This window comes from Curvivirga aplysinae, from assembly GCF_009711445.1.
GTDB lineage: Bacteria > Pseudomonadota > Alphaproteobacteria > UBA8366 > Aestuariispiraceae > Curvivirga > Curvivirga aplysinae.
Map to the genome: position 1 here is coordinate 1 of NZ_SMMC01000191.1, position 12,683 is coordinate 12,683.

Annotated in this window: 12 protein-coding genes; 7 read left to right on the forward strand and 5 right to left on the reverse strand. The window is 40.8% G+C overall.

What is annotated here, in order from left to right:
- Positions 1 to 191 precede the first annotated feature (191 nt).
- A complete protein-coding gene (locus E1160_RS11085; RefSeq protein ID WP_155155229.1) occupies positions 192 to 1,526 on the forward strand; it encodes a diguanylate cyclase domain-containing protein in 1,335 nt (444 codons plus the stop codon).
- Between the two features lie 5 nt (positions 1,527 to 1,531).
- On the opposite strand, the gene E1160_RS11090 is transcribed toward E1160_RS11085, so the two are convergent.
- Positions 1,532 to 2,125, reverse strand: coding sequence for a c-type cytochrome (locus E1160_RS11090; RefSeq protein WP_218048849.1), 594 nt, complete (start codon positions 2,123 to 2,125; stop codon positions 1,532 to 1,534).
- Between the two features lie 148 nt (positions 2,126 to 2,273).
- Positions 2,274 to 3,164 (reverse strand): hydrogen peroxide-inducible genes activator, encoded by an 891-nt coding sequence (locus E1160_RS11095; protein WP_155155231.1) that lies wholly within the window; start codon positions 3,162 to 3,164, stop codon positions 2,274 to 2,276.
- Between the two features lie 168 nt (positions 3,165 to 3,332).
- Here E1160_RS11095 and ahpC point away from each other — a divergent pair, with 168 nt between their 5' ends.
- Together ahpC and ahpF are read left to right on the forward strand one after the other, a co-directional pair.
- Positions 3,333 to 3,896: an alkyl hydroperoxide reductase subunit C gene (gene ahpC / locus E1160_RS11100; protein WP_155155232.1), complete on the forward strand. Its 564-nt coding sequence runs from the start codon at positions 3,333 to 3,335 to the stop codon at positions 3,894 to 3,896.
- Positions 3,897 to 3,988: 92 nt separating this feature from the next.
- On the forward strand, positions 3,989 to 5,593 hold the full coding sequence (ahpF, locus tag E1160_RS11105) for an alkyl hydroperoxide reductase subunit F (protein ID WP_155155233.1): 1,605 nt from the start codon (positions 3,989 to 3,991) through the stop codon (positions 5,591 to 5,593).
- 389 nt (positions 5,594 to 5,982) lie between these two features.
- On the opposite strand, the gene E1160_RS11110 is transcribed toward ahpF, so the two are convergent.
- Positions 5,983 to 6,693, reverse strand: a complete 711-nt coding sequence (locus tag E1160_RS11110) for a substrate-binding periplasmic protein (protein ID WP_155155234.1) — start codon at positions 6,691 to 6,693, stop codon at positions 5,983 to 5,985.
- A 73-nt stretch (positions 6,694 to 6,766) separates the two neighbouring features.
- Positions 6,767 to 7,105: a hypothetical protein gene (locus E1160_RS11115; RefSeq protein WP_155155235.1), complete on the reverse strand. Its 339-nt coding sequence runs from the start codon at positions 7,103 to 7,105 to the stop codon at positions 6,767 to 6,769.
- Between the two features lie 226 nt (positions 7,106 to 7,331).
- Here E1160_RS11115 and E1160_RS11120 point away from each other — a divergent pair, with 226 nt between their 5' ends.
- The 4 genes from E1160_RS11120 to E1160_RS11135 all read left to right on the forward strand — a co-directional run bounded on the left by E1160_RS11120 (position 7,332) and on the right by E1160_RS11135 (position 11,646).
- Positions 7,332 to 7,916, forward strand: a complete 585-nt coding sequence (locus E1160_RS11120; protein ID WP_155155236.1) for a hypothetical protein — start codon at positions 7,332 to 7,334, stop codon at positions 7,914 to 7,916.
- Between the two features lie 190 nt (positions 7,917 to 8,106).
- Positions 8,107 to 8,919 carry a substrate-binding periplasmic protein gene (locus tag E1160_RS11125; protein WP_155155237.1) on the forward strand — a complete coding sequence of 271 codons (813 nt, stop codon included), beginning with the start codon at positions 8,107 to 8,109 and terminating at the stop codon, positions 8,917 to 8,919.
- Between the two features lie 70 nt (positions 8,920 to 8,989).
- Positions 8,990 to 11,068 carry a methyl-accepting chemotaxis protein gene (locus E1160_RS11130; protein ID WP_155155238.1) on the forward strand — a complete coding sequence of 693 codons (2,079 nt, stop codon included), beginning with the start codon at positions 8,990 to 8,992 and terminating at the stop codon, positions 11,066 to 11,068.
- An 83-nt stretch (positions 11,069 to 11,151) separates the two neighbouring features.
- Complete coding sequence (locus E1160_RS11135; protein WP_235914113.1) at positions 11,152 to 11,646, forward strand: DUF2938 domain-containing protein; 495 nt, start codon at positions 11,152 to 11,154, stop codon at positions 11,644 to 11,646.
- 25 nt (positions 11,647 to 11,671) lie between these two features.
- Here the strand turns inward: E1160_RS11135 and E1160_RS11140 are convergent, their stop codons facing one another.
- Positions 11,672 to 12,499 (reverse strand): fumarylacetoacetate hydrolase family protein, encoded by an 828-nt coding sequence (locus E1160_RS11140; RefSeq protein WP_155155239.1) that lies wholly within the window; start codon positions 12,497 to 12,499, stop codon positions 11,672 to 11,674.
- Between the last annotated feature and the right edge of the window lie 184 nt (positions 12,500 to 12,683).

A 12,683-nucleotide genomic window follows, 5' to 3' on the forward strand; every position in this document is an offset into this window, starting at 1 on the left:
GTGATTGCAGTGTAGTTAAAGTAAAATTTCAAATTCTACTTACAGGGGAATTGAATAAAATTTTAATCTTTTTTTCAAAAGGACTAGAAAATTGGATCATTTGGGTATAAAAGTCTTTTCGAATACATGCGGTCTTGGGGCTGTAAGGGCGGGGAGAATCGCTGCTTTAGAAAAAGCAGGGTTGTTGTTTAATGAATATTTCCACACGGAAGAATTCCGAGGATTTGGTTATAGAGAACCTGATCGGGCGCGGTGCGTCCGACATCCTTAAGCGCGTCCAAAATCCAATCTTTGTGTGTGATAAAACAACCATACTCTATGTGAATGCACAGGCTTATCGGGTATTTGGTTTTGAAAATCCCAGCAACGTTGTAAATCGCCCGCTCACTGATTTTGTAGAAGACCAGTTTGCAGATATCCTTATGTTGGGCCTTGATGCTTTTGCCGAAGAAACCGATGGAATTCCGTTAAAGATGATGGAAATGGGCGGCATGATGTTAGATGTGAAAATGATGGTCACATCCATCCCTCATGATAGTGCTGAACTATACATGGTCGAATGTCAGGACATCACAGAGTTTGTTGCAGCCTCCCAAGCTGCCAGATCCAGAGAAGAACGTATTCGAAGTATCTTGCAAACTGTAAACGAAGCCATTGTGATTATCGATGAATACGGCATCGTTCAAGATATAAACGGTGGTTGTGAAAATATGTTCGGCTATCAAAAAGCCGAAGCTGTAGGAAAAAATGTTTCAATTTTTATGCCTGAACCCTACAAAACGCAACATTCTGACTATATGGCTAAATATCTATTAACAGGCCAGTCCACCATGTTTAATCAATTACGGGAATTTTCCGGTGAGCGTAAGGACGGAGAGGTTTTTCCGTTAGAATTATCAATTGCACGCGTCACAGATCGACACGGACGACAAAGTTTTACGGGCATTATGCGTGACATTTCGGAACGCAAGAAAGAACAAGAGCGCCTCACATATATTGCTTATCATGACAGGTTAACAGGCCTGCCCAATCGGGCTTTATTTGAAGAAAATCTCGCCCAAGCCAAAGCAAGATACCAACGTTCCCAAAAGCCTATGGGTATCATCTTTATCGATCTAGACAACTTCAAACCCATCAATGACACTATGGGCCACGATGCAGGAGATGCAGCACTTATTGAGGTCGCAAATCGTTTTAAACATGTGATGCGCGGCGCAGATACAATCGCCCGCATTGGCGGTGATGAATTTGTTGCGATCGTTGAAAATCTTCAAAATCCCGAAGATGTGGTTATCATCGCCAATAAGGTTTTAGACTCACTCACAACACCATTTACCCTGCAAGGAAAAGACTTTGTTATGGGGGCAAGCTTGGGTATCGCAACACTTCCAAACGATACCAATGATTTGGAAAAACTGATCGACTATGCCGACCAGGCAATGTATGAATCTAAAAAAGCAGGCCGCAACCAATACCGTTTATATTCAACCCTGACCGAAGTTGAAAAGAACGAAAAGCAAGTATAAATCTATCATCGGCCCGTCTGTGGCCCACATCCCATTGCACTATAATATTCAACGGCCTTTTCAATACCTTCAGGATTCAAACCTTCTACCATTAACTCCGTCAAACGATGGTATCTAACTGCACGATCCTGAGCATGTGCCTGTCCGTCAATCAGGTTATGTAACTGTCTTAACATGTAAACTTTCTTTTGCCCCGCTAAATTAGGGGAATCTCGAAAGGGGTTCGTCCTAATACCCCCATGACAAATCTCGCATCTTTTCACCTCTGGGATAATTTCTGTAATCTTACGCTTTGGCGGCACATCACAGGCAAGTTTAGAATAATATCGGATCACACGGTTTAGTTCGTAAATAGTGACAGATTCAGACAAGTTATGCATCATAGAATGATGACGTTCCGAAATCTTTTCCTCTTCAAACTCGTAGGCATGATCAGATTGAAAAACATCAATCTGCTTCTTAAGATATTTATATTTCTGCCCAGCCAAGTTTGGAACAAAAGGATCTTCACTAATACCGTTTGCTCCATGACAATTGTTACATCCTAATTCTTCTGCAAGCACGTCACCTGTTTTAACGGCATAGGCCTGAGGAATCATTATATTCCACAACAGGCCTAGAAAAATAAATATTAATCCATGTCTCATTTCTTCGATCCAATTTTTCTATATCCCCGAAGAAATTACTGGATTAATTCACCGAACTAATCAATTTGCAAAATCGAATGCGACAAACTTTTGAGATAGCTCAATGAGACAACGCCAACTTACTTAACTCTATCAATGCTTCGATACAACGCATTCGCGTGTAATTAGGACGCATAATAAACGCAATCTTTCGATGCGGACTAGGTTCATCCAGATGTACCGTGGTCAAATTATCATCTTGAGAAATTAACTGGTTCAGCGCCATTTCGGGAATAAGTGTCGTCCCCATTTCACCGCGGACCATCTGAATGAGGGTATGCAAACTGGTGGCGCTAAATCCATGGTTACCAGGCGGTTCCGGGAATTTACACGCTTGTAGAATATGATCCTTTAAACAATGCCCCTCTTTCAAAAGCATCAAGTTGCTCTCAAGTAATTCATCACTGGTGATTTCTTGCTGGTCGGTATGGGCTGCCCCTTTGGTTGCAATCCAATAAAAATCCTCTTCCCAGAAATCCATCACCATTAAGCCATCACAAGGATAAGGCATCGCCAAGACAGCTGTATCCAATTCTCCGTTCCTCACCATATCCACTAAAACATGGGATTGTTCTTCCACCACCGTAATCTCAGAGTTAGGATATTTCGCATTAATATCCGGCAAAATACGTGGCAACATATAGGGCGCGATGGTCGGGATAATGCCAATCGTCATTGGAAAATTGAGTGGATCCCCGCCATCTGCCAAGCTTTGCAGATCATTAATTTCCTGAATAATTACCCGTGCACGATCCAAAACTTCTTTACCAATAGGGGTCAACAGAACCTTTTTATTATCCCGTTCAAAAATGGTGAAGCCCAATTGCTTTTCGAGTTCATTCAAGGCCGTACTTAACGCAGATTGACTAATATGACAGGCTTCAGCTGTTTTTTTAAAATGCAGCGTTTTTTCAACTGCCAAGGCATAGGTCAATTGTTTGGTCGTAATCATTTTATCTATCCTAAAACACCGGCAAAGCGCCCGTTTTCTTTACTATAATATACATTCAATTTTTTAGATTACAAATATCAAAATAATCAATTTTACTTATCAGAGGCGAATTTCTATATTCCAATTGTCTTAACGACAAACCACATTTTTTATTCCAAGGAGGCCATCATGGCACTGATCAACACAGAAATTAAACCTTTCCAAACAACTGCTTTTAAAGACGGTGAGTTCGTTGAAGTTTCTTCCGACGATCTTAAAGGTAAATGGTCCGTGTTCTTCTTCTACCCAGCTGACTTCACATTTGTATGTCCTACAGAATTGGGTGATCTTGCTGATCATTACGACGAGTTCCAAAAAATGGGTGTTGAAATCTATTCTGTTTCTACAGACACACATTTCACACATAAAGCTTGGCACGACGCGTCTGACACAATCGGCAAAATCAAATACACAATGTTGGGTGATGCGAACGGCAACATCACAAACAACTTCGACGTAATGCGTCCAGGTGTTGGTCTTGCTGATCGTGCAACATTCGTAGTTGACCCAGACGGCATCATCCAAGCAATGGAAATCACAGCTGAAGGCATTGGCCGTGACGCTTCTGACCTACTTCGCAAAGTAAAAGCAGCACAATATGTTGCGGCTCACCCAGGTGAAGTTTGCCCAGCAGCTTGGAAAGAAGGTGAAGAAACATTAGCACCTTCCTTGGATCTTGTTGGCAAGATCTAAGATCTGACAAGAAATCTGTGCGGGCCTTGAAATAAATGCTTCAAGGCCCCGGATTTCCCTAAAAGACCATATTTTTATTAGGAGTATTAACCATGTTAACTGATGCAATTTTGCAATCCATAAAAGCTTACACAGAAAATATGCAAAAGACAGTTACCTTCGTATTGCATACAGGGGAACACGAAAAACGCGCAGAATTGGTGAAGTTCCTATCCGATATTGCTTCTGTTAGCGATAATTTGAAACTGGAAGAACGCGACCATGATGCGTTGCGTAGCCCGATCAGTTTTTTACTAGAAGCTGATGGCCAAGATACAGGTATCCGTTTCTCCGGTGTGCCGGGCGGACATGAGTTTAACTCCCTTATCTTAGCGATATTGCAAGCTTCTGGTACTCCGTTGAAATTGGAAGAAGGCCTTCAAAAGATGGTCGCCAATATCACAGAAGAATTGAAATTTGAAACATTTATCAGCTTAAGCTGTCATAACTGTCCTGACGTTGTTCAGGCATTGAACCAGTTTGCCTTGTTGAACCCGAATATCAGCAACGAAATGATTGATGGTGGCCCTTTCCAAGACATCATCAAAGAACGTGATATTCAAGGTGTTCCAAGCGTCTATTTAAACGGTGAATTATTCGCCAATGGTAAAGTGGATGCGGCTGTTTTGATTGAGAAATTGATGGAACGCGCCCCGTCCATGACACAAGCACCAAGCGGTGAGGCTTTGCCATTACAAGATGTCACAGTGATCGGTGGTGGTCCAGCTGGTGTAAGTGCAGCGATTTATTCCGCACGTAAAGGTTTGAAAGTAACCTTAATCGCGGATCGCGTCGGTGGTCAGGTGAAAGACACGATGGATATTGAGAACCTGATTTCTGTAAAGAAAACCACAGGTCCTGAATTATCCGGTGCTTTGATGGCCCATATGAATGAATATGATGTGACCTTGAAAGAACATTTGAAAGTTGCTTCTGTGACACAAGGCGATATCAAAGCTGTCACCTTGTCGTCTGGTGAAGTGATCAATACAAAGACCTTGATCATTGCCACGGGTGCTAAATGGCGTGAATTGGGTGTTCCGGGCGAAAAAGAAAATATTGGTAACGGTGTGGCTTACTGCCCGCATTGCGATGGTCCCTTCTTTAAAGGCAAAGATGTAGCGGTAATAGGTGGTGGTAATTCCGGTATTGAAGCAGCCCTTGATTTAGCGGGTATCGTGAAATCTGTGACCGTCTTTGAATTTATGCCTGAATTGAAGGCAGATAAAGTCTTGGTGGATAAAGCTGAAGAGCGTGACAATATTACAATTTTGAAAAATGTTGCCACCAATGAAATTCAGGCAACCAATGGCAAAGTAAGTGCGATTGATTATACCGATCGTGCCACAGAAGAGAAAACATCCCTGAACTTGGATGGTGTCTTTGTTCAAATCGGTCTGGTGCCAAATAGTGACTTCTTGGGTGATGTGGTTGAACGCACGAAATTTGGTGAAATCGTTATTGATGAAAAATGCCAGACCTCTGCTAGCGGCATCTATGCATGTGGCGATGTGACAACTGTACCTTATAAACAGATTGTCATTGCTATGGGCGAGGGATCCAAAGCCTCTTTGGCAGCATTTGAATATTTACTCACAGACGGTGATCGTTTGGAAGATGTATTCAACAATGCACAAACGGCACAAGCTGCTGACTAAGAACTCAACACCTCCCTAGTAGCGTATCTGCGCTAACACTATGAAAGCCAGCGTTTCCCCTTACGCTGGCTTTTTAATTGGAATGAAGCTTGATGGTAGAGAATTCTCATTAAGAAAGATCAACAAGCTTACCGCGTTTATTCTTCAAACTAAGTAACTTTTCATACCTTTTTAAGATAACCCCAAGCATCTTTGCATCATCTTCTGAAATCTTTTTAACGAAATTCTTTTTCAGACTAGGGCCATAAATTGCCCATATTTTTTCGTAATTCTTTGGCGACATTAATGAGCTTTAAAGATTACCACCCACAGCGCAAATAAGTGCAGATGTCATTCATATTGGTCTATCTATTGCTAATTAGATTAAATCTGGCATGCCGGGAGATGAATTAGAATAAATTTAATCCAAGATGCTTCAGAGCGATGTTAAACGCCTCTCTCAACTTTTCTGATTCCGGTTGGCTCTTTGGAAATATCATATATCCATATGATTGGCTTACGTTATTTTGACTTTGCCCAATCTTCGCTCTGATAGGATCATCAAGAGTCTCTAAATAGCGCTTCGCTACTAATGCGTCTTCGATGAAGAAATCTACTCTATCAGAAACAATCAAATTCCAGCAATTTGAAGCCGTTGCGGGCTTTTCCCGCTTAATGACTCCCTTATCATATAAAGAATGCGTCAACAAAGTAGATGCATAGTGAAAGGGTAAACATTCCGTTTTACCTAATAATGTCTCAGATGAAAGAGGCGCAGATACTGGAAAGAAAATATAACTTTCCCAGCTCACGATTGGATCGCTGTACAAAAACTCTTTTTCCCGTTCCGGATTTTTATAATATGGAAAAGTGCCAACGTAATCGCCTCTCTTAGTCAGATTATACCCTCTTTGCCATGGACGAAAAACAATACGTGGCTTATGCCCCATTTCCTTGAAAACACGTTTAACAAGCTCTGACGTGAGACCATCATTTAACATATTTGCCGACGAGTATGGTGCGTATTCACCAGACACAATAAGTGTCTCAGCATGCACTACGCTGTGAACCTTAAACATAAATAAATTAATTAAAATCAGTATTATAAGTCTAAGACGCATACATCCTCATTCGTTTAATTCTTCGATATGTTTTCGCATTCTATAAAAAATCCATACCAAAGAAGAATACACCTTATAAAGGCGTGCCACCATTTTGTCGGCAAGATTCATGAACCACACTTGGGTCTAGATTATAGACATATGTGATTACTGAACCTATACCTGAACTATGTTGGCAGGCAGCACCTGATTGATCACACTGACCACCATAACTTGCCTGACTGCCCATACTTTGGCATTGCTGCATATATTGTTCCGCAGTTTGCGCATTATTTAAATCATATTCGCCACACATACCGGTTGCTGGTGAATTACACACCACGATAGTTCCTGCAGTTGCTGACGGGCCTGCCAATAGCATTCCTAAAATTATGCCAGATACCCCCACTATGCCGCCCATAAATTTATGCATTGCTTAATCCTTCCCTATAAGCAGAATTTTCCTTAAACGCGCTATCCATTTACGAGTGTAACTCAACCACAACCACATACAAGTAAATTCTAATATTTAGATACCCATCTGCTGGGCAATGAAACATAAAAAACTTATTTAATAATGATTATTAATTGCATCTAATTTTAAATACCGTTACTATGAATGCAAATCACGGTCTCACATTTAACTTTAGGGTATATTCTTGTCTCAACAACACACAAAGCCAGCCAAGTATCATATGTTCCATTTTCCAAACCAACATGAAGCAGATGAGGAATTGCTTCATGAATATCTGGATGATGAATTGGTCCCCTGCCAATATCGAGATTATTCGGAATTTATCTTATGTGTGACACGGGTATGGTCACGTATCGCACATTTAAATATGCGAGGCATACAAGATAACCAATTGCATGAAGCTCTTAATATATGGACACAAAAATTTTGTTCTTTAGGTGGAAAGGATGCTGCCCATCACTGGGATTCCTTTCTAAGTTTTCTCATAAGGAATGTTAGAAAACCCTTTCTGCTTGGTTGCGCCTCTTGTGGAAAGGTGAGTGATGATGAAAAAGTCCTGCTTCTAATTCTGCACGATATTCAATCCCAAGATTTAGATGCGGCCCGACGCAATCTTTCAAAACTAATGTGGGATATCGAAATCCCTACCGCTCTTCATCACCTGATCATGTTTGAATCCATGATGAATGAAAATAGAGCCAAGATAGATACCAATGTTCTCAATGCCTTAGATGAAGAATCCTATACATCCAGACATCTCATGCATTAACAAGCTCTTCAGTCTCTTACACAACTCACATTCCACTATATTACTAAATATCTAAATTAATTTGATGTAATTAAAATCTAATTGTGATTAAATATCTCAAAACACACTTAGAAACTAGAAATTATACATTTTTCTAATAAGAAAGCCCGGTGAAGTTCATCTCAGCTTTTGCTGAAAGGGAGTTGTTCACGTGATTTCGAAAGGCATCAGATTTGGTTTATCTGCTCTCTTAGTCCTCTCGCTTTTTGGCGTGTCCAACGCAAATGAAAAAGTTACCATTGTTGCAGATAATAGTTACCCCCCCTATTCGTTTATTGAAGATGGCGATCTATTGGGAATTTACCCTGATATTTTACGTGCAGCAGACGAACGATTAGACGGTTATCAAATAAACCTTATCCCCCTACCTTGGAAAAGAGCCCTAAGAGAAACTGAAAAAGGAACTGCTTTTGGTTTGCTGCCTCCTTATTACCGACCTGGTGAGAGGCCATTTATTTCACGCTATTCCGTCCCCATATATGCGGAGGAAACTATCCTCATTTGTCGAAAAGACGTTTTTCAAAATACCAGGCGCATATTCTGGCCCAATGATTTTTATGGCTTAACCATTGCTATCAACCGTGGTTTTGCCGTCATTGATGAGTCCGTCCTTTTTAAAAATGGTGAAAAAGTGATGAGACTTGAAAGCGGCGATGGCAATGAAGTTAATCTCATGAAACTCACCGGGGGACGCGTGCCTTGTTATGCAAATGATCGAATATCTATTGAATATGGCCTCAAAAATATGGTGGCAAAGAATAAAATCAAGGCCAGAAAAGCAAAGGAACTTAAGTTTGGACCAGTTATTCGCAAAGAATGGGGATATGTCGCCTATAGTAGAAATAATAATCCAAGTTTTAAAAATGATTTTATTGAGAAGCTTGATCAAGTCATCCTGAGGATGCAGGAAGACAAGAGCATAGAAGAAATCGTCCAAAACTACCTACTAAAAACAATAAACTAAGCCTTGTAACCAATATTTCTAAGCTTGCTTGTAACACCACTCGCAAAAACAGAATGAAGGAGCAGAACGAATGAAAAAACTATCTCTCACAGGTAAATTATTATTATCGATTATATGCGTTTTAGTTTTGGGACTCAGTGCTTCAACAATTTGGATTGCGAATAAAAGCGAGAAAGAAACCATCACACTCGCCATCGAACATGGTAAAGAATTAGCCGGTCGTGCCGCTTCTGATATCAGTATAGATATAGAAAAAGCAATGATTACAGTAAGGTCAATTGGGGAACAGTATTTAGAATATAAAAATGCCAACCTATTAGATCGCGCGATTTATCGCGAAGCATTAAAGGGTGTTACAAGGCACAATCCTGACTTTGTAGCCGTTTGGAGCGGTTGGGAGCCAAATGCACTTGATAATAAAGATAGTGATTTTGCCAACACCCCCGAGTCTGATGAAAGTGGTCGATTTATTGACTTATGGTATCGTAAAGATCCACAATCCCTAGGCGTAAGACCTTTAAAAATCAAAAAAGGGGAAACAGCCGATTGGTATGGTGGTGTCAGAGACAGCAGAGCCGAAACCATCACAGAACCTTATGAGATGGAACTAGATGGTGTTTCATTTCTAGCCACAAGCTTGGTATATCCAGTCATTAATCAAGGCAAATTTCTGGCAACAGTCGGCATTGATTTCAGATTGGCAGATGTACAGGATAAAATTGCCGACATTCGACCCTATGAAACCGGATTAGTTACGCTCATTACAAATGCGGGTGTGTGGGCAGCCTATCCCGACAAAGATCAAATAGGCAAACCCATTGAAGAAAAGAGTGCTTTTTACGAAACTGTAAAATCCGCAATCGCGGCCGGAGAAGTCACAACAATCGAAGGTTTTTCGGAAGAAATTAACGCCGAAGCCGTCTATGTTTTTACACCGGTAAAAATAGGTCGTTCGACAACCCCTTGGTCCGTGATGGCAATCTTACCACTTGATAAAATTTCCGCACCTGCAAACAGCCTTTTTCAAGATACAATTGTAATTTCTGTCATCCTCATTTTGTTACTAGCTGTGTTGATATGGCTACTAGTATCTTTCTTAATTGGCAAACCTCTTCATCACATTACAGATGTGGTAAGTAGTCTTTCAAATAATCAAACAGATGTCTCTATAGAGTTTACAGATCGGAATGATGAAGTCGGTGTTTTAAGCAATGCATTGTCCGATTTCCGAGATAAACTCGTGCAAATTCGTCACATGGAGGTTGATCAGAAAGAGGCTGAAATTCGCGCGAGTGAAGAACGTCAAGAAAGACGCAAAAAACTCGCAACTGATTTTGAAAATTCTGTTAAAGAAGTTGCCAATAATGTGAATAATGCATCGAACAGTATGCATACTTCCGCCGCATCCATGTCACAAATTTCTTCTGATGTCTCTCAAAGATCGACTGATGTTTCAGCTGCAACAGAAGAAGCTTCTGCAAATGTTGCAACGGTCGCAAGTGCGACCGAGGAACTAACGGCTTCTGTAAGTGAAATCAATTCACAGGTTACTCGTGCTGTCGAAGTGTCCGATAGTGCGGTGCGCGAAGCAGATCGTGCAAACCAACTGGTTTCCGGCCTTTCAGATTCTGCGGCGCGCATCAGCAATGTGATTGAATTAATCAATGATATCGCAACACAAACCAGTCTCTTGGCTCTGAATGCAACCATTGAGGCAGCCAGAGCAGGCGAAGCAGGCAAAGGATTTGCTGTAGTCGCCAGTGAAGTTAAAAACCTTGCCAATCAAACCGCAAAAGCAACCGAAGAAATTACTCAACAAATTGCTGGTGTACAGAGTTCCACAAAGGATTCAGTTTCTGCAATTGAAGGTATCGGTAATACCATTAAACAAATTAGCGAAATTTCAACAGTCATTGCCAGCGCCATAGAAGAACAAAGTGCTGCCACACAGGAAATTTCAAGAAATGTGCAAGAAGCTTCAACAGGTACAGCGCAGGTATCTCAAAGTATCCAAGCCGTTTCCGATAATGCCAATAAAGCAGGCGATGTTTCTCAAGAGTTACTAGATGCTTCTGCAGAACTCAAAAACAATTCTGTCCAGTTGAACGAACGAATTGAGAGTTTCGTGAAACAGATTCTGGATTTTTAGGATTAGGTCCAAATTCTTTACTTGACCTAAAGTTAACTTGAACTTTTATCCTGAGGTCAATATTAGATCTCAGGAGAAGAAAGTTGGAAAGTCTATCACTTTTAAGTCATGCCGTTTTTATGGGTATCATTGCTACGATAACAATGGATATCTGGGCCCTATTTCTAAAAGCTGCCTTTAATATTGTGGGACTGAATTATGCAATGGTCGGTCGTTGGATTGGCCATTTCTTCAAAGGAAAACTAACCCATAAAGCTATTGGGAAAAGTTCCAGAATTGCCGGAGAAAGCATAATTGGTTGGGTTTTGCATTATACTATCGGTATTCTTTTCGCAGCTGTGTTGGTTCTTATTTGGGGATATTCACCCAGTATCATTCAATCCCTTATTATCGGGATCAGTACGGTTGTATTTCCTTTCTTCCTGATGCAACCATGTTTCGGCCTCGGTATCGCAGGCAGTAAACTTCCCAAGCCCAATAGCGCACGACTAAAAAGCCTAATGACACATTTCATTTTTGGATTAGGATTATATCTTGGTGGATTTACGACAAAGATCATTCTGAGCCAGTTTCTATAAGCTCCAGAGTCCTCTGTTCAAAATTCTATCTGGACACACGGTTAGATAATGTTCCAATCCCTTCAATTGTGACTTCAATAACATCACTATCCTTGAGAGATTTTGTGCGCCCCGGTGTGCCCATAAAAATCATATCACCGGGTTCCAACGTAAAATAACGACTTAAATAGCTAACAACTTTCGCCGGCTTATGGATCATATTCTGTGTATTTTCCTGTTGCACGATTTCGCCATTTAACCGCGTCGTTAGCAATAAATTATTTGGATCAAGTCCCGTCACAAGCACCGGCCCGACGGGACCAAATCCATCGCTTGCCTTCGCGCGCATCCATTGTAAATCTTGCCCTTGCCAGTTACGCTCACTTAAGTCATTTCCGGCTGTTAATCCAAAAATATAATCTTCTACATCTTCTTCAGATATATTTTTTGCGCGCTTGCCAATGATCAAGACAAGCTCACCTTCGAAATGCACATTACTGGCATCTTTCGGCAGGACAATCTCTTCCCCACTTCCTATCAATGAACTAGGGAGTTTTAAAAACAAAGGCGGAGGCTGTGAGGAAGAAGAGGCAATATGGCTCGCAAAATTCATCCCAACAGCAAAAACTTTACGCGCATCTGTAGGCGGCAACAAGCGCACTTCTTCCACAGAAATTCTTTTGCCTGTTTTTTCAGATACGGGGAAAAGTCCGGCACTTAATTCTGCGATCTGATCTCCATTAAGAATACCAAAGCGCGGGCCCGCCTCTGTTTGATATCTGACATAAGAAATTGTTTCAGCACGGCTTATATTAGCTGCAAAAAGCATCAAGACCAGAAGGATAAATAAAAATCGAATTTGGCTAAAAACCATAAACACCACCGAATATTATAATTGTAACTTCTTACATTGTTTTCCGCCGCATCCAATAGCGTCCATTATGGAATGCAACAACGTCTCTTCAAAATAAGTAAAATTGTGTGATGAAAAAACCACCCTAATCAACTCATACCTTATTCTAACATATTTTAATGGTTCATTATTTAGATAATTTACG

Coding starts and splice junctions, on each gene's coding strand:
- E1160_RS11085 (WP_155155229.1), top strand. CDS start 192: ATGAATATTTCCACACGGAAGAATTCCGAGGATTTGGTTATAGAGAAC.
- E1160_RS11090 (WP_218048849.1), bottom strand. CDS start 2,125: ATGATTCCTCAGGCCTATGCCGTTAAAACAGGTGACGTGCTTGCAGAA.
- E1160_RS11095 (WP_155155231.1), bottom strand. CDS start 3,164: ATGATTACGACCAAACAATTGACCTATGCCTTGGCAGTTGAAAAAACG.
- ahpC (WP_155155232.1), top strand. CDS start 3,333: ATGGCACTGATCAACACAGAAATTAAACCTTTCCAAACAACTGCTTTT.
- ahpF (WP_155155233.1), top strand. CDS start 3,989: ATGTTAACTGATGCAATTTTGCAATCCATAAAAGCTTACACAGAAAAT.
- E1160_RS11110 (WP_155155234.1), bottom strand. CDS start 6,693: ATGCGTCTTAGACTTATAATACTGATTTTAATTAATTTATTTATGTTT.
- E1160_RS11115 (WP_155155235.1), bottom strand. CDS start 7,105: ATGCATAAATTTATGGGCGGCATAGTGGGGGTATCTGGCATAATTTTA.
- E1160_RS11130 (WP_155155238.1), top strand. CDS start 8,990: ATGAAAAAACTATCTCTCACAGGTAAATTATTATTATCGATTATATGC.
- E1160_RS11140 (WP_155155239.1), bottom strand. CDS start 12,499: ATGGTTTTTAGCCAAATTCGATTTTTATTTATCCTTCTGGTCTTGATG.